Origin of the sequence: Xanthomonas dyei (assembly GCF_002939865.1) — a bacterium.
Taxonomy (GTDB): Bacteria; Pseudomonadota; Gammaproteobacteria; order Xanthomonadales; family Xanthomonadaceae; genus Xanthomonas; species Xanthomonas dyei.
The window spans coordinates 36,271-53,920 of record NZ_MDEE01000027.1 but is presented as its reverse complement, the minus strand read 5'-3'; the positions used below and the strand labels follow the sequence as shown (position 1 = coordinate 53,920).

At 64.8% G+C, this 17,650-nt stretch carries 12 protein-coding genes; 8 read left to right on the top strand and 4 right to left on the bottom strand.

Translation table 11 applies throughout. The features are described from left to right. Positions 1-7: 7 nt before the first annotated feature. Together XdyCFBP7245_RS16395 and XdyCFBP7245_RS16390 are read left to right on the top strand one after the other, a co-directional pair. Positions 8-1,000, top strand: coding sequence for an HD-GYP domain-containing protein (locus XdyCFBP7245_RS16395; RefSeq protein ID WP_104616606.1), 993 nt, complete (start codon positions 8-10; stop codon positions 998-1,000). Positions 1,001-1,540: 540 nt separating this feature from the next. Then, on the top strand, positions 1,541-2,977 hold the full coding sequence (locus tag XdyCFBP7245_RS16390) for a DHA2 family efflux MFS transporter permease subunit (protein WP_104616605.1): 1,437 nt from the start codon (positions 1,541-1,543) through the stop codon (positions 2,975-2,977). A gap of 171 nt (positions 2,978-3,148) precedes the next feature. On the opposite strand, the gene XdyCFBP7245_RS16385 is transcribed toward XdyCFBP7245_RS16390, so the two are convergent. Next, positions 3,149-3,571 carry a hypothetical protein gene (locus XdyCFBP7245_RS16385; protein ID WP_104616604.1) on the bottom strand — a complete coding sequence of 141 codons (423 nt, stop codon included), beginning with the start codon at positions 3,569-3,571 and terminating at the stop codon, positions 3,149-3,151. Further along, entirely contained in the window at positions 3,568-4,554 is a 987-nt protein-coding gene (gene acuI / locus XdyCFBP7245_RS16380) for an acrylyl-CoA reductase (NADPH) (RefSeq protein ID WP_104616603.1), read from the bottom strand. The genes XdyCFBP7245_RS16385 and acuI overlap by 4 nt, the downstream gene beginning before the upstream one ends. Positions 4,555-4,694: 140 nt before the next feature. On the opposite strand from acuI, the gene XdyCFBP7245_RS24055 reads away from it, so the two are divergent. Then, entirely contained in the window at positions 4,695-4,850 is a 156-nt protein-coding gene (locus XdyCFBP7245_RS24055) for a hypothetical protein (RefSeq protein WP_158255519.1), read from the top strand. 124 nt (positions 4,851-4,974) lie between these two features. Here the strand turns inward: XdyCFBP7245_RS24055 and XdyCFBP7245_RS16375 are convergent, their stop codons facing one another. Continuing rightward, a complete protein-coding gene (locus tag XdyCFBP7245_RS16375; protein WP_104616602.1) occupies positions 4,975-5,550 on the bottom strand; it encodes a TetR/AcrR family transcriptional regulator in 576 nt (191 codons plus the stop codon). 196 nt (positions 5,551-5,746) lie between these two features. Here XdyCFBP7245_RS16375 and XdyCFBP7245_RS16370 point away from each other — a divergent pair, with 196 nt between their 5' ends. Further along, positions 5,747-6,535 (top strand): SDR family NAD(P)-dependent oxidoreductase, encoded by a 789-nt coding sequence (locus XdyCFBP7245_RS16370; RefSeq protein ID WP_104616601.1) that lies wholly within the window; start codon positions 5,747-5,749, stop codon positions 6,533-6,535. A gap of 223 nt (positions 6,536-6,758) precedes the next feature. Here the strand turns inward: XdyCFBP7245_RS16370 and XdyCFBP7245_RS16365 are convergent, their stop codons facing one another. Then, positions 6,759-11,768, bottom strand: coding sequence for an NAD-glutamate dehydrogenase (locus XdyCFBP7245_RS16365; protein ID WP_104616600.1), 5,010 nt, complete (start codon positions 11,766-11,768; stop codon positions 6,759-6,761). 277 nt (positions 11,769-12,045) lie between these two features. Between XdyCFBP7245_RS16365 and XdyCFBP7245_RS16360 the strand changes: the two genes are divergently transcribed. From XdyCFBP7245_RS16360 to XdyCFBP7245_RS23815, 4 genes are read left to right on the top strand one after another with little or no spacing between them, the layout of a single operon-like run. Continuing rightward, entirely contained in the window at positions 12,046-12,705 is a 660-nt protein-coding gene (locus XdyCFBP7245_RS16360) for a TetR/AcrR family transcriptional regulator (RefSeq protein WP_104616599.1), read from the top strand. 14 nt (positions 12,706-12,719) lie between these two features. Further along, positions 12,720-14,036: an efflux RND transporter periplasmic adaptor subunit gene (locus XdyCFBP7245_RS16355; protein ID WP_104616598.1), complete on the top strand. Its 1,317-nt coding sequence runs from the start codon at positions 12,720-12,722 to the stop codon at positions 14,034-14,036. 12 nt (positions 14,037-14,048) lie between these two features. Beyond that, positions 14,049-17,219 (top strand): multidrug efflux RND transporter permease subunit, encoded by a 3,171-nt coding sequence (locus XdyCFBP7245_RS16350; protein ID WP_104616597.1) that lies wholly within the window; start codon positions 14,049-14,051, stop codon positions 17,217-17,219. 40 nt (positions 17,220-17,259) lie between these two features. Continuing rightward, entirely contained in the window at positions 17,260-17,547 is a 288-nt protein-coding gene (locus XdyCFBP7245_RS23815; RefSeq protein ID WP_146091685.1) for a hypothetical protein, read from the top strand. Positions 17,548-17,650: the final 103 nt, after the last annotated feature.

Below are 17,650 nucleotides of genomic sequence, written 5' to 3'. Positions count from 1 at the left end.
ACCACCCATGCCGTCCCGTCCCCTGCTGTGTGTCGACGACGAGTCCAGCAACCTGGCGACCCTGCGCCAGCTGTTGCGTGACGACTTTCCGCTGGTGTTCGCCAAAACCGGCGGCGAAGCGCTGGATGCGGTGGCGCGCCATGCGCCTGCATTGATCCTGCTGGATGTCGAGCTCCCCGACATGGATGGCTACGCGGTGGCGCGCACGCTCAAGCAGCAACCCTCCAGCAATGCCATCCCGATCCTGTTCGTGACCTCGCGCAACAGCGAGCACGACGAGCGCGCCGGGCTGGATGCGGGCGCGGCCGATTACGTCAGCAAACCGTACTCGCCGGCCCTGCTCAAGGCGCGCATCAACACCCAGCTCAGGCTGGCCGAAAACGCGCGCCTGGCACAGCAATACCGCGACGCGATCCATCTTCTGGGCACTGCCGGCCAGGGTCAGGACGCGGACACCGGCGCGCACATCTGGCGCATGGCGGTGTATGCCCGCGTCCTGGCCGAAGCCGCCGGCTGGTCGCAGCAACAGGCGCAGACACTGCAGGATGCCGCGCCGCTGCACGACGCCGGCAAGATCGCCGTGCCCGGCAGCATCCTGCACAAGCCCGACACGCTGGACGAACACGAACGCTCGGTGGTGCGGCAACACCCGCAAGCCGGGCACGACTTACTGCGGCACGGGCGCGGACCGGTGTTCCAGCTGGCCGCCGAAATCGCGCTGCATCACCACGAATGCTGGGACGGCAGCGGTTATCCCAGCGGCCTGGCCGGCGAGGCCATTCCGGAATCGGCCCGCATTGTGGCAGTGGCCGATGTGTTCGACGCGCTGTGCGGGCGGCGCGCATACAAGGCACCGTGGACGGTAGAAGACGCAATGCGCAAGCTCGAAAGCATGTCGGGCAAGCAACTGGAACCGCGTCTGGTACAGCATTTCCGCAATGCCCTGCCACGGATCCTGGAGATCAAGGACGCCTGGGACAGTCGCACCGCACAGCGCTGATCCGGCGCTTCAAGCGTTGCCAGCTGCATATTGCTTGCCGCGTGCTGCTTGGTGTTGCTGTTGCTGTTGCTGTTGCTGTTGCTGCTCGCGAGCGAAGCACGATCGGCATGCACATCACGCCCTTCTCCCATCGGGAGAAGGTGGCGCGCAGCGCCGGATGAGGGTACGACGGAGCCATCGCCCCCCAATATCGCCCTCCCACAATACGGTTGCTTCACCGCACGCGTTGCCACACGGCCGGCTCGAACGCTGGCAGCTGCTTTGCGCAGAAAACACGACCATCAGCGACAGAGCACGCAGCGATCCGGTGCGCTGCATCAAACCACTAACGACGACACACCACCCCACCTCACGCAGCGGCTCGCACCGCAACCGTCGCACAAACCGCACTCCCAACCGCACGCAGCGTTGCCGCCACGCGCTTGAACCGCGTACCACGCAGGCGGACAATACCGGTTGTTGCGCCGCACAACACCGTGCGACGCGGGCTAATCCCGCGCTTTCGGGCGCCGCGGACAAGGCCCGGCAACCGAGAGCCCGATGTCTTCCAGCGTGTCCGAGGCCGGCGTGACGCCGCCGCGTTATCCCGATTACCGCATCATTTCGCTGATCCTGGCGTGCGCCATTTTCATGGAGCAGATGGACGCCACGGTGCTGGCGACCGCGCTGCCGACGCTGGCGCGCGACTTCGGGGTGGCCGCGCCAGCCATGAGCATCGCCATGACCAGCTATCTGCTGGCGCTGGCGGTGCTGATCCCGGCCAGCGGCGCCATCGCCGACCGCTTCGGCCTGCGCCGCGTGTTCGGCGCTTCGATCTGGGTATTCGTGGGCGGCTCGATCCTGTGTTCGCTGGCCGACAGCCTGCCCACCATGGTGGCCGCGCGCGTACTGCAAGGCGCCGGCGGCGCGATGATGGCCCCGCTCGGGCGCCTGATCCTGCTGCGCACCGTGGAGCGCCGCCATCTGGTGTCGGCGATGGCCTGGACGCTCGTGCCCGCCTTCATCGGCCCGATGCTGGGTCCGCCGCTGGGCGGCTTTTTCGTGTCGTATCTGGATTGGCGCTGGATCTTCTACATCAACGTGCCGATCGGCATCGCCGGCTTTTTGCTGGTGCGCCGTTTCATCCCGGAAATTCCTACCGACGCCGCACCGGCACGTTTCGATCTGCGCGGCTTCGTATTGTGCGGCATCGCGCTGGGCTGCCTGCTGTTCGGACTGGAAATGGTCAGCCAGCAGGACGGCATCGGCATGGCCAGCTGGTTGCTGGCCATCGGCGCGGCCGCGTCGTTGGGATATCTGTGGCATGCGCGCTACCACCCGGCACCGCTGCTGGATCTGACCCTGCTGCGCATCGACTCGTTCCGGCTGTCGGTGATCGGCGGTGCGCTGATGCGCATCACCCAGGGCGCGCAGCCGTTCCTGTTGCCGTTGCTGTTCCAGATCGGCTTCGGTTTCAGCGCTGCGCACAGCGGGCGGCTGATTCTGGCCACCGCACTCGGTGCGTTGCTGATGCGCAGCATCACGCCGCAATTGCTGCGCCGCTTCGGCTACCGCAACAGCCTGATCGGCAATGGCATCCTGGCCAGCCTGGGTTACATGGTGTGTGCGCTGTTCCGGCCCGACTGGCCGCCGGCGCTGATATTCGGCCTGCTGTTGTGGTGCGGCGCCTTCATGTCGTTCCAGTTCGCCGCCTACAACACCATCGCCTACGAAAACGTGCCCAGCGCGCGCATGAGCCCCGCCAGCAGCCTGTACACCACCTTGCAGCAGCTGATGCTGTCGGTGGGCGTGTGCGCCGGCGCGATGATCCTCAAACTGGCGATGCTGGCCGGCGATCACACCCAACCGGCGCAAGGCGATTTTTCGCTGGCGTTTTGCGTGGTGAGCCTGATTTCGCTCAGCGCCACCTGGGGGCATCTGCGCTTCGACAAGAACGCCGGGCAGGAAATGAGCGGACACCGGGCGTCGCGCGGCTGACACACCGATCGCGTCACCGCCGTTAGCCGATATCGGCAGCTACACCGAAGCCCCTGCACTCGCCAGCATGCGGTATTGCCAGCTGCTGACTACAGTGGGTAGCCAGCCATCACACCTATGCCTGCCCTTCGATTGCATGACGGCACGCAACAGGCTGCCGTCATGCATCGATCAACGCGCGAGGTTGGCGCGTCGCTGCGCGGCCTCTGCACGCGTGACCAACAGGAACGCCAGCGGAAGCCCGATTTCAATGGCAACCGCTGCAAAAATACCGGCGTTGACATGCCCGGCAGCCCATTCCGACACGCCCAGCACTGCCAGCGACAAGCACGCGGTGGCAAAGCCGGCAATCACGGCCCGGCGCCCCGGCGATGGCGGTGCAGCACGCACCAGCAACAGCATCACACCGATGGCCGCATACATCGGCGCGGCGCGTCGGCCCACCACCCCCAGCGCATTGCTGTCGAAGGCGAGTCCCCAGTTGGCCAGCATGGTCGCAGGCGCCAGCAACCAGGCCGCGCCCAACGCGAAAAACAACAGCGCCGACAGCGTGGCCAGATAGCGGAACGCTCGCGATGCAGTGGGCGCGCTCATGCGTTCACATCCACGACGGTACGCCCCTGCACCTTGCCATCCAGCAGCTGGGCGGCAATCTGCGGCACCTCCGCCAGCCCGACTGTCGTCGTGGTCAATGCCAGCTTTCCCAACTCCAGATCGCGCGCCAGACGCGACCAAGCCTGCAGGCGTACCGCCTGCGGCGCGTTGACCGAATCGATGCCGGCCAGCGTGACGTTACGCAGGATGAAAGGCAGCACCGAGGCCGGCAATTGCACACCCTGCGCCATGCCGAAGGAGGTCACCACGCCGCGATACTGCGTTTGCGCTAGCGCATTCGCCAGCGTATGGCTGCCCACCCCATCCACCACGCCTGCCCAGCGCTCCTTGCTGATCGGCGCGCCGGGTTCGGACAGACTGCTGCGGTCGATGACTTCTGCAGCGCCCAGGCTGTGCAGATATGCGGCCTGCTGCAGCCGGCCGGTGGAAGCGACCACGCGGTAGCCCAACCCTGCCAGCAGGGCGATGGCCACCGAACCGGCGCCGCCATTTGCGCCGGTGACCAGGATGTCGCCGCGTTCGGGCGTCAGCCCGCCGTGCTCCAGCGCCATCACCGCCAGCATGGCGGTATAGCCGGCCGTGCCGATCGCCATCGCATCGTGGGTGGAAAATGGCGCTGGAATCTTGATCAACCAATCGCCAGGCACCCGCGCCTTTTGCGCATAGCCGCCGTGATGGGTCTGGCTCAAGCCCCAACCATTGACCAGCACGCGGTCTCCCACCGCAATCCCCGAGTAGCTGGACGCTTCGACCACACCGGCTAGATCGATACCGGGAATCAGCGGAAAACGGCGAATGATCGGGCCGCGTCCGGTGACCGCCAGCGCATCCTTGTAGTTGACGGTCGAATAGTCGACGGCAATCGTCACCTCGCCCGGCATGAGATCGTCTTCGTTGAACTGCACGAGTTCGGTGGTCACCGTCTCGCTGGTTTGCGTGGCAAGCAATGCATTGAAGGTCATGACCTTGTCCTGTTTGGATGGAGGCTGCGGGTGAGCGCGTCCTTAGATTGCGGTGAGTGACGGGGCGGTCGGTTGACGATCACGCCGTAGCTGAGCGAGATGGCCGAGTGAGATGGCGGTGCGGTGAGGGATCAGCGGTCATGGCGGTGCAAGGCGTGTTGATTTACTGCAGCAGCAGGCTTGCCTGGGTCCGCTTGAAGCGGACGGTGTTGATCGCCTTGATGCCTGCTCAGACGGTGTGTTTTCTCAGCAATTTTGAGTGCAGCGACATCAACGGCGTTGCGCCAGGCACGTGACACGGCTGACGGATCTGCAGGACGGCTCGCGCGTTACGCGGCGTATCAGTACGCGCGCGTCTCTCAACACGCGGCGTTACCGGCAAACCCGCAATCGCGCCACACGCAGATGCACCTGTGCGTGCTAGTTGGACGGTTGCAACGACGACAGGATCTGGTCACGACACACCGCAATGATTTCGTCGGCCAGTGGCGAATCGTTCGGGCACGAGCGCGACAGCACGATGGCGCCGATCGCATGCGCCATCATGTCCAGGTTGCTGGCGCGCTCCTGTGCCGCTTCGGCAGTGCCGGGCGCAGCCCCGCTGCGGTCGAGCGCAGCCAACATGTTTTCCACCCCGGCAGCAAACGCTTCGCGCACCTCCTGCGGCTGACGGGCGGCGTCGGCGCCCAGCGCCGCCATCGTGCAACCGGTGGCGGGGTTGTCGCGATGCCCGCGCGATAGATAGAAATTCACGAAATCGGTCTTGTCCGCACGCTCGGACTGTGCAGCGATGTTGGCCAGACCGCAGGCTGCCGATTCGGCCATCAGATCCGCCTTGGAGCGGAACTGCTTGTAGAACCCACCATGGGTGAACCCTGCAGCGGCCATCAAGTCGGCGATGCCGATCCCTTCATAGCCGCGCTCGCGAAACAGCACCGCGGCCGTTTCGACGACGTGCGCACGGTTCGCCTGCGCCTGTGCCTTGGTCACTTTCATTGTTGGACCCTCCGGGGATGTGCGGGACTGGGACAGCCCCCAGCATACTTTGATGTTGGTCATAATCAAAGCATTGACAATTTAGATTTTGCTCGTAATCTTTGCCTCACTTCCTCCAAACACCGCCATTGCGCGCCGCTTCGCTTCGCTCCCAAGCCGTGGGCAATTTGACCTTTTCCAACCGCAAGGAACTTCCATGACCGCACTTCCCGCTGTCCTCATCACTGGCGCCTCCACCGGTATCGGCGCCGTCTATGCCGAACGCTTCGCCCAACGCGGACACAATCTGGTGCTGGTTGCACGCGACAAGGAACGCCTGGATGCCCTGGCTGCGCGCCTACGCGACGGCCACCACGTCAACGTCGATGTGCTGCAGGCCGACCTGACCCAGCCCGCCGATCTGACCGCCGTGGAAACCCGCCTGCGCGACGACGCGCAGATCGGCGTCCTGGTCAACAATGCCGGCATCGCGCAATCGGGCGGCATCGTGCAGCAAAACGCCGAGGCGATCGACCGCCTGATCGCGCTCAACATCACCGCGTTGACTCGCCTTTCTGCCGCCGTTGCGCCGCGCTTTGCGCAGTCCGGCAGCGGCGCCATCGTCAACCTCGGATCGGTCGTGGGGCTTGCGCCCGAATTCGGCATGAGCGTCTATGGCGCCACCAAGGCCTTCGTGCTGTTCCTGTCGCAGGGCCTGCACGTGGAGCTGGGAGCCAAGGGCGTGTATGTGCAGGCCGTGCTGCCGGCCGGGACCCGCACCGAAATCTGGGAGCGCGCCGGTATCGACATCAACACGCTCAGCGACCTGATGGACGTTGGCGAACTGGTCGATGCCGCGCTGGTCGGCTTCGATCGCCGCGAACTGGTCACTATCCCGCCGCTGCACGTGGCCGAACGCTGGGACGCACTGGATGGCGCGCGCCAGGGCTTGCTGTCGGACATCCGGCAGGCGAACGCCGCAGAGCGCTACCACCCCGCAGCCTGAGCGACACTCACTCAGCGGCGGTCTCGATGGAGAAGGCTGCGAACCTGCGCTGATCTGCCGTGCATGCGCACTGCTGCAGCACGCAGGACCGCAGCAATCTGTCTGCCATCACGCAAAAGGCCGCCTTTGGGCGGCCTTTTGCGTGACAGATAACAACTTCACCACCGATAAAAGGCAACGTGACAGCAGAGCGACCGCTCTGCCGCCACGTCGCGGCACACATCTACAGCCCGTGCGCCGCCAACTGCCCCAACCGCTGCACCGCCACCGACACGGTCGGATAGTCCAGCGTCTTCTGCTCGGCCACATCGCTCAACATCGCCAAGGTGAAGCGCAGGCTGGAATCGTCGCGTGCCAGCCAATTGGCCACCTTGTCCTCGGCACTGCTGCCGGGCATGGTCAGCACCTGACCCACCAGCGCACGCTGATGCGCGGCCAGTTCGTCGCGCAGCACGCCACGTGCCACCGCATGCCAGCGGCCGTTGACCTCCAGCGCGTCGATCTGCTCGAACAACCACGGCAGCCGCAGCGCATCGCCCAAACGGAAGTGCACCTTGGACACTTCCACCGGCTTGAGCTTGCGGGTGCGCGCGGTTTCGATGATGTCGAACGCCGGCTCCAGATAGCGCAACTCGGACAGCTGCTGTGCCAGTGCCGGCGGCAGGCCCTTGTCCTGCCACTCCTGCACGCTGGCTTCGTACAGCGGTCGCTGGGTGTCGGACAACACGCCCGAGGCCACCCGGATATCGTTGAACGGGCCGTGGTAACGCTCCACCGCTGCGGTGATGCCCGGCATCTGGCCCGGACGCAGCAACAGCCAACGCACGAACGAGCGTTGCAGGCGCCAGATCACTTCCAGTGCATCGATCTGCACCGACTCGGGCACCTTGCCGTCCAGCGCGTCGATCTGCGTCCACAGCGCGCGCGCATCCAGCGTTTCGCGGCTGATGGTATAGGCCTTGGCGACCTCACCGATGCTGCGGCCGGTGTCTTCCTGCATGCGCATCAGGAAGGTGGCGCCCATGCGGTTGATGGTGGTGTTGGTGACCGCGGTGGCGATGATTTCGCGCTTGAGGCGATGGCGCTCCATCGCATCGGCGTATTTCTTCTGCAGCGGCTGCGGGAAGTAGCGCTGCAGTTCCTTGGACAGATACGGATCTTCCGGGATATCCGATTCCAGCAGCTGCTGGAACGCCACCAGCTTGGAGTACGACAGCAGCACCGACAGTTCCGGCCGCGACAAGCCCTGCCCACGCGCCTTGCGTGCGGACAGTTCGGCGTCGGACGGCAGGAACTCGATCTGGCGATCGAGCAGGCCCTGCAATTCCAGCGTGCGGATGAAGTGCTGCTTGGAGCCCAGGCGCTTGACGCTCATGCGCTCCATCAAGCTGATCGCCTGGTTCTGGCGATAGTTGTCCCACAGCACCAGGTCGGCCACTTCGTCGGTCATCGACGCCAGCAGCTTGTTGCGTGCGTCGTAGGTGAGCTTCTTGGCCTGCACCACGTCGTTGAGCAGGATCTTGATGTTCACCTCGTGATCGGAGGTGTCCACGCCGGCCGAGTTGTCGATGAAGTCGGTGTTGAGCAACACGCCGGTCTGCGCCGCTTCGATGCGGCCCAGCTGGGTCAGGCCCAGATTGCCGCCCTCGCCCACCACCTTGCAGCGCAACTCGCCGCCATTGACGCGCAGACCGTTGTTGGCGCGATCGCCCACATCGGCATGCGATTCGCTGGAGGCCTTGACGTAGGTGCCGATACCGCCGTTCCAGAACAGATCCACCGGCGCCTTGAGAATGGCGTTCATCAGTTCGTTCGGCGAGAGCTGCTTGACGTTGGATTCCAGGCCCAAGGCTTCACGCACCGGCGCGCTGATGTCGATCGACTTGAGCGTGCGCGGATAAATCCCGCCACCGGCGCTGATCAGCTTGGCGTCGTAATCGGCCCAGCTGGAACGCGGCAGCTTGAACAGGCGCTGGCGTTCGGCGAACGAGGCAGCCGCATCCGGCGACGGGTCGAGGAAGATATGCCGGTGATCGAACGCGGCCAGCAGGCGGATATGCGTTGAGAGCAGCATGCCGTTGCCGAACACGTCGCCGGACATGTCGCCGATGCCGACCACGCTGAAATCCTGGCTCTGGCAATCGCGGCCCATCGCACGGAAGTGGCGCTTGACCGACTCCCACGCGCCACGCGCGGTGATGCCCATGCCCTTGTGGTCGTAACCGACCGAGCCGCCAGAGGCGAACGCATCGCCCAGCCAGAAGCCGTGATCCAGCGCCAGGCCATTGGCGATGTCGGAGAAGGTGGCCGTGCCCTTGTCGGCGGCGACCACCAGGTACGGGTCGTCCTGATCGTGGCGCACCACCTGCGTCGGCGGCACGATCTTGCCGCCGACGATGTTGTCGGTGATGTCGAGCAGGCCCTGGATGAACAGCTTGTAGCACGCGATGCCTTCGGCCTGGATCGCATCACGATCGCCACCCACCGGCGAGCGCTTGACGTAGAAACCGCCCTTGGCGCCGACCGGCACGATGACGGTGTTCTTGACCATCTGCGCCTTGACCAGGCCCAGCACCTCGGTGCGGAAATCCTCGCGACGGTCCGACCAACGCAGGCCGCCGCGCGCCACTGCGCCAAAGCGCAGATGCACGCCTTCCACGCGCGGGCTGTAGACGAAGATCTCCCGATACGGACGCGGCTTGGGCAGGTCCGGCACGATCGACGAATCCAGCTTGAAACTGATGCAATGGCCGTATTTGCCGTGCTTGTCGGTCTGGTAGTAGTTGGTGCGCAGCGTGGCATCGATCACGTCGATGAAGCTGCGCAGGATGCGGTCTTCGTCCAGGCTGGACACGCGGTCCATCAGCTTGAGCAAGGTGGCGCGGGTGGCCTCCTGCTGCGCAGCGCGGTCGCCGCCGCGTGCCGCGAGCACCGGTTCCAGCGCCTTGCGCGTGGCCTCATCGCCACCTGCCAGCGCGAAGAGTTCTTCGCGCAGACGTTCCTGGCCGGCAAAGATCTGCGCCTTGGTTTCGCTGCCCGTGGACGGGTCGAAGCGCGCTTCGAACAGTTCCACCAACAACCGTGCCAGCAACGGATAACGGGTAAACGTGGCTTCGACGTAAGCCTGCGAGAACGGCACCGCGGTCTGCAGCAGATACTTGCAGTAACCACGCAGCAACGCGACCTGACGCCAGTGCAGACCGGCGGCCAGGATCAGACGGTTGAAGCCGTCGTTTTCGGCATCGCCATTCCAGATGCGCTCGAAGGCTTCGCCGAAGCCGACATCGGCATGGGCGGCATCGATCTTGCCCGTGGTCGATTCGACTTCGAAGTCCTGAATATAGACCGGCGTCTCGCCCACCTGCAGCCGATACGGCCGCTCGGAGATCACGCGCAGGCCCATGTTTTCCATCATCGGCATCGCATCCGACAGCGGGATGTCGTCGAGCTGACGGTACAGCTTCAGACGCAGGCCTTCGCCGGCATCCAGCCGCACACCGTCGTCGCGGCGAACTTCCTGCAGGCTCAGATGCAGATCGTCCGGGCCATCCAGGGTTGCCAGATGTTCGACGTCGGACACCGCCGATTCGATCGACGACTCTTCGATATAACCGGCCGGCAACGCGCGGCCGAAATTGGCCGCCATGCGCAGGCCATTGGCCTCGCCATGACGCGCCACCAGCGCTTCGCGCAGGGCATCGCGCCAGTTGCGCAGCAGATGCGCCAGGCGCGATTCGAGTTCGGTGGTATTGAACTCCAGTGCTTCGCCGCTCTTGGGCCGCACGATCAGATGCAGCTGCGCCAGCGGCGACTCGCCCAGCACCACCGACGAATCGATGTATTCGCCGTGCAACGCGTCTTTCAACAGCCCTTCGATGCGCAACCGCACATCGGTGTTGAAGCGCTCGCGCGGGATGTACACCAGCGCGGAAATGAAACGGCTGTACTTGTCGCGGCGCAGGAACATGCGGCTACGCACGCGCTCCTGCAAGCCCAGAATGCCGATCGCGGTGCGGTACAGCTCTTCTTCGTTGGACTGGAACAACTCTTCGCGCGGCAGCGTCTCAAGGATATGCCGCAACGCCTTGCCGCTATGGCTGCTCGGGGTCAGCCCCGACTTGCTCATCACGTATTCGTGGCGCTGACGCACCAGCGGGATTTCCCACGGGCGGCGGTTGTAGGCGCTGGAGGTAAACAGGCCCAGGAAGCGCTGCTCGCCGACGATACGGCCCTTGCCATCGAATTCCAGGATGCCGATGTAATCCATGTAGCCAACGCGATGCACGCGCGAACGGGCGTTGGTCTTGGTCAGGATCAACGCGTCCTTGCGCTTGGACGATGCATTCAGGCCATGCGCCGCCAGCGTGGTCACCGGGCGCGCCGGCGAGGTGTCGTGGCCGCGCATCAGGCCCAGGCCGGTTTCTTCCACCGGCGCCAGCACGTCCTGGCCGTCCTGCTTCTCCACGCGGTATTCGCGATAGCCGAAGAAGGTGAAGTGGTCGGACGCAGCCCAGCGCAGGAACTCCTGCGCTTCGTGGCGGCTGATGTCGTCGATCGGCAGGCGGCGGGTGGCCAGATCGTCGGCCAGCATCACCATCTTTTCGCGCATCGCTGCCCAGTCGTGCACGATGGCGCGCACTTCGCCCAGCACCTTGCGCACCGCCGCTTCCACCTTGGCCATCTCATCGGCCGGCTGGCGGTCGATCTCCAGCACCATCAGCGATTCGCTCTTGCCCTCGCCCACCGCCGTCAGCTTGCCGGCCTTGTCGCGCGCGATGCGCAGCACCGGGTGGCCGAGCACATGCACGCCGATGCCCAGGTCCGACAGGGTCATGCTGACCGAGTCCACCAGGAACGGCATGTCGTCGTTGACGATCTGCAGCAGCGTATGCGGCGACTCGTAGCCGTGGCTCTTCAGGGCCGGGTTGAACACCCGCACATTGACCGTGCCGGCTTTGCGCACGCGCGCAAATTCCAGCATGTCGGCCGCCAACGCCGCCCACTGCTCGGGCGGATGATTCGGAAACTCGTCCTCTTCCATGCGCCGATAGAAATCGGCCGCGAACAACTGGACCTCGGACTGTCGGGCCGCCGGGTAGCGCTTGCGCAACGCGGCAAATACCGGCTCGAGGGTGACCGCCTGCGGTTCGGTGGCAAGCACGGGGACGGCACGTTCGGCGACCGGTTTGACCGACGTCGTGGACGATTTCGAAGCGGCTTTCTTGGCTGTCATGAGAGAGCTGGGATGCTCGGTGGAAAACCTGAATTGTACCGATGCGCCGTGACAACGCCTTGCTGCATAGCGCAAATACGCGGCGCGTAGCAGGCGCGGCAGTGGCGCGAAAGCGCTATGGCTGTGTAGTTTCCCCACGCCTGCCCGGCTGGCGGATGGCTGGATCGCCAGATCCGGCAAAGTCCGGTCCAATGCTTGGCACACAAGGCGTTGCGCAGACCAAACTGCGATCGTCAAGGCTGTTTAAAAACTAAACTGGACGGTATAGTCTACCGCCATGACTCCTCGTTCCCCCCGTGCTGCCCGGCGTTCGGACTGCGATCGCCGCATCCATGCTGCCGTGCATGCGTTGCTTGCCGAGCGCGGCATGCGACTGAGCATGGACGCGGTGGCCGAGCGCGCCGGCTGCTCCAAGCAGACGCTCTACAGCTATTACGGCTGTAAAGAGAATCTGCTGCGCGATGTCCTGCAGGACCACGTGCACCTGGCCACGGTGCCGCTGGACGCGGTATCCGGCGATCTGCGCGAAGATCTGCTGGCCTTCGCGCTGGCCCATCTTGATCGTCTGAACAGCCCGGATGTGTTACAGACCTGTCGCTTGGTGGAAGCCGAGTCGCACCGGTTCCCCGATCAGTCGCAGCAGATCTTCCATGAGGGCGTCGTCGGCATGCAGCAGCGCCTGGCGCATCGCTTCGAGCAAGCGATGGCCGCCGGCCAGCTGCGCCATGACGATCCGCACTTCATGGCCGAGCTGCTGCTGGGCATGATCGTCGGGCTGGATTTCGATCGCCAACGGTTTCAGGTTCCCCATCGCGCCGGCCTTGCCGCCAGGCAGCAGTGGGCGCAGTTCGCCGTCGATACCTTTTTGCGGGCGTTTGCCGCGGCCAATACCGCGCCTGCGCCGGCCTCGCTTGCTCTTCTCACTTCAAGACCCTAACGGAGTTCCTCCTGATGATTGCCCCGCTCCGCACCTTCGGCCTGGCCTTGGCCATCACCGTGGCGCTCGCTGCCTGCAGCAAGCCCGAACAACAGCAGGCGCCACCGCCGCCGGAAGTGTCGGTGCTGGAAATGAAACCGCAGACCCTGCCGCTGGAACGCGACCTGGTGGGCCGCCTGTCGGCGTTCCGCTCGGCCGACGTGCGCGCCCGCGTGGACGGCGTGCTGCTCAAGCGTCTGTACACCGAAGGCACCGACGTCAAGGAAGGCCAGCCGCTGTTCGAGATCGACCCGATGCCGCTGCGCGCCTCGCTGTTGCAGGCGCAGGGCCAGCTGGCCGCCGCCGAAGCCACTTACGCCAACGCCCAGATCGCCGCCAAGCGCGCGCGCAGCCTGGCGCCGCAGCAGTACGTCTCGCGTGCCGACATCGATAACGCCGAAGCCACCGAACGCTCCTCCGGCGCCAGCGTGCAGCAGGCGCGCGGTGCGGTGCAGGCCGCCCGGATCCAGCTCAGCTTCGCCAGCGTCACCTCGCCGATCACCGGCCGCGCCGGCATCCAGCGGGTGACCGAAGGCGCGCTGGTCGGCTCGGGCGAAGCGACGCTGCTGACCACGGTCGACCAGATCGACCCGCTGTACGTCAACTTTGCGATGAGCAGCGAAGAACTCGCCGCACTGCGCCAGGCGCAGAGCAGCGGCAACGTGCAGCTCAGCGGCGACGGCAAGTCCACCATCAATGTGGAGCTGGGCAACGGCACGATGTACCCGCACCCCGGCACGCTGGACGTGTCGGCGGTGACGGTGGACCCGAGCACCGGCGCGGTGTCGCTGCGCGCGACCCTGCCCAACCCGGAACTGGCATTGCTGCCGGGCGCGTTCGTGACCTTTAAAGCCAGCCTGGGCCAACGCAACAATGCCTACCTGCTGCCGCAGCAGGCGCTGCAGCGCGATGCGACCGGCGCCTATGCGCTGGTGCTGGGCAAGGACGGCAAGGTGGTGCGCAAGAACCTCACAGTCGACGGCCAGCAGAAGGGCCAGTGGATCGTGACCGGCGGCGTGACCCCGGGCGACCAAGTCATCGTAGATGGCGTGCAGAAGGCCAAGGAGGGTCAGCCGGCCAAGGGCGTGCCGTGGGATCCGAACAAGCCGGCCGCCGGCGGTCAGCCGGGGCAGCCCGGTGCACCTGGCGCGGCGCCCGCCGCAGGCCAGGCCGGCGATGCCAAGGCCGCACCGGCTGCCAACGCCGCCGATGCCGCGGCACCGGCGGCGCAGGAACAGCCCAAGCAGGATACGGCGGCGCAGCCAGCCGACTCCCAGTCCAAGCAGCAGTGACGGAACCCGGACATGCCTAAGTTTTTTATCGAACACCCGATCTTTGCCTGGGTGGTGGCGATCCTGATCTCGCTTGCGGGCGTGATCTCGATCCTGAATCTGGGTATCGAGTCGTACCCCTCGATCGCCCCGCCGCAGGTCACCGTCACCGCCAACTTCCCCGGTGCCAGCGCCGATACCGCCGAAAAGGCGGTGACGCAGGTCATCGAGCAGCAGCTCACCGGTATCGACCACCTGCTGTACTTCAACTCCTCGTCGGCCTCCAACGGCCGCGTCACCATCACGCTGACCTTCGAAACCGGCACCGACGCGGATATCGCGCAGGTGCAGGTGCAGAACAAGGTGTCGCTGGCCACGCCGCGCCTGCCGTCCGAAGTCACCCAGCAGGGTGTGGTGGTGGCCAAGGCCAACGCCGGCTTCATGATGGTGGCCGCGCTGCGCTCGGACAACCCGTCGATCAACCGCGATGCGCTCAACGACATCGTCGGCTCGCGCGTGCTGGAGCAGATTTCGCGCGTTCCCGGCGTCGGCAGCACCAACCAGTTCGGCGCCGAGTACGCGATGAACATCTGGTTGAACCCGGAGAAGCTGCAGGGCTACAACCTGTCGGCCACCCAAGTGCTGACCGCGGTACGTAACCAGAACGTGCAGTTCGCGGCCGGTTCGGTCGGTGCCGACCCCACGCCGCAAGGCATCAGCTTCACCGCCACGGTGTCGGCGGAAGGGCGTTTCAGCTCGCCGCAAGAGTTCGAGAACATCATCCTGCGCACCGACAACAACGGTGCGACGGTGCGGCTGAAGGATGTCGCGCGCGTCAGCGTGGGCCCGAGCAACTACGGCTTCGATACCCAGTACAACGGCAAGCCCACCGGTGCCTTCGGTATCCAGTTGCTGCCGGGCGCCAACGCGCTGAACGTGTCCGAAGCGGTCGGTGCCAAGCTCGACGAACTGCAGCCCACCTTCCCGCAGGGCGTGACCTGGTTTGCGCCGTACGAGTCGACCACCTTCGTGCGCATCTCCATCGAGGAAGTGGTGCACACGCTGGTGGAAGCCATCGTGCTGGTGTTCCTGGTGATGCTGCTGTTCCTGCAGAACTTCCGCGCCACGGTCATCCCGACCCTGGTGATTCCGGTGGCGCTGCTGGGCACCTTCTTCGGCATGTACGCCATCGGCTTCACCATCAACCAGCTGACCCTGTTTGCGATGGTGCTGGCGATCGGCATCGTGGTGGACGATGCGATCGTGGTGATCGAGAACGTCGAACGCATCATGAGCGAGGAGCATCTGGAGCCGAAGGCGGCCACGCAGAAGGCGATGACCCAGATCACCGGCGCGGTGGTGGCCATCACCGTGGTGCTGGCGGCGGTGTTCATCCCCTCCTCGCTGCAGCCCGGCGCCTCCGGTGCGATCTACAAGCAGTTCGCGCTGACCATCGCCATGTCGATGGGTTTCTCCGCGTTCCTGGCGCTGACCTTTACGCCGGCGCTGTGCGCCAGCTTCCTCAAGCCCACTCACTCGGACAAGAAGAACTGGGTCTACCGCACCTTCGACAAGTACTACGACAAGCTGGCGCATCGCTATGTCGGCGTGGTGGGTCACACGCTGAAGCGCTCGCCGCCATGGATGATCGTGTTCGTGGTGCTGGTGGTGTTGTGCGGCTTCCTGTTCACCCGCATGCCGGGCAGCTTCCTGCCGGAAGAGGACCAGGGCTTTGCGGTGGCCATCGTGCAGTTGCCGCCGGGTGCCACCAAGATCCGCACCAACGAAGCGTTTGCGCAGATGCGTGCGGTGCTGGAAAAGCAGCCCGCCGTGGAAGGCATGCTGCAGATTGCCGGCTTCAGCTTCCTGGGCTCGGGCGAAAACGTCGGCATGGGCTTCATCCGGCTCAAGCCGTGGGAAGAGCGTGACGTCACTGCCGAGCAGTTGATCCAGCAACTCAACGGTGCCTTCTACGGCATCAAGGGCGCGCAGATCTTCGTGGTCAACCTGCCGACCGTGCAGGGCCTTGGCCAGTTCGGTGGCTTCGACATGTGGCTGCAGGACCGCTCCGGCGCAGGCCAGGAAGCCTTGACCCAGGCGCGCAACATCGTGCTGGGCAAGGCGGCGCAAAAGGCCGACACCATGGTGGGCGTGCGCCCGAACGGCCTGGAAAATTCGCCGCAGCTGCAGTTGCATGTGGACCGCGTGCAGGCGCAGTCGATGGGTCTGGAAGTCAGCGACATCTACAGCTCGATCCAGCTGATGCTGGCACCGGTGTACGTCAACGACTACTTCTCCGAAGGCCGCATCAAGCGCGTCAACATCCGTGCCGACGATCAGTTCCGTACCGGCCCCGAGTCGTTGCGCAACTTCTTCACTCCCAGCAGCACCGCCACCGGTGCCGATGGCCAGCCCGGCATGATTCCGCTGAGCAACGTGGTCAAGGCCGAATGGACGTACGCCTCGCCGGCGCTGAATCGCTACAACGGCTATTCGGCGGTCAACATCGTCGGTAATCCTGCCCCGGGCGGTAGCTCCGGCCAGGCGATGACGGCGATGGAAGAGATCGTCAACAACGATCTGCCGCCGGGCTTCGGTTTCGACTGGAGCGGCATGTCGTACCAGGAAATCATTGCCGGTAACGCGGCGACGCTGCTGCTGGCGTTGTCGGTGGTGGTGGTGTTCCTGTGCCTGGCCGCACTCTACGAGAGCTGGTCGATTCCGGTGGCGGTGCTGATGGTGGTGCCGATCGGTGTGCTGGGTGCGATCGTGTTCTCGATGCTGCGCGGTCTGCCGAACGATCTGTACTTCAAGATCGGCATGATCACGGTGATTGGTCTGGCGGCAAAGAACGCGATCTTGATCGTGGAATTTGCGGTGGAGCAACGCGCGGCGGGCAAGACCCTGCGCGAGGCGGCCCTGGAAGCGGCGCATCTGCGTTTCCGCCCGATCCTGATGACCTCGTTCGCCTTCATCCTGGGTGTGTTGCCGCTGGCGATCTCCACCGGCGCCGGCGCCAACTCGCGTCACTCCATCGGTACCGGCGTGATCGGCGGCATGGTGTTTGCCACCGTACTCGGCGTGATCTTCATCCCGCTGTTCTTCGTGGTGGTGCGCCGCATGCTGGGCGACAAGCTGGACGAGCAGTCCAAGGAATATCTGGTCGCACAGAACGAATCGGGCGCGCATCGTCCGGATCGTTGATCGTTGATCGTTGATCGTTGATCGTTGATCGATTGGTTGATTGATCGATTGGTTGCAAGACGAAAAGCCCCGGCATTGCCGGGGCTTTTTTGTTGTGCTGTACCCGGCATGGGGCATGCAAACGGCAGGCACCAGCACCAGCAAATTGCAATGTAGGAGCGCACCTGGGCGCGAACGCTCTACCGGCAACGCCCGTCGCGCCCAGGTGCGCTCCTACGAGATAGCGATGATCGGAAACGGCACCGCACGTCATGCGCAGGTCGTCGCTCGCACATGCATTGCGATCCGCACTGGCATTGTTGCGATCTGCACTGGCACTGCACTGTAGGAGCGCACCCGGGTGCGAACGCTTAACCGGCAACGCCCGTCGCGCCATGGTGCGCTCCTACGAGATGGCGATGATCGGAAACGCCAGTGCACATCAGCCGCAG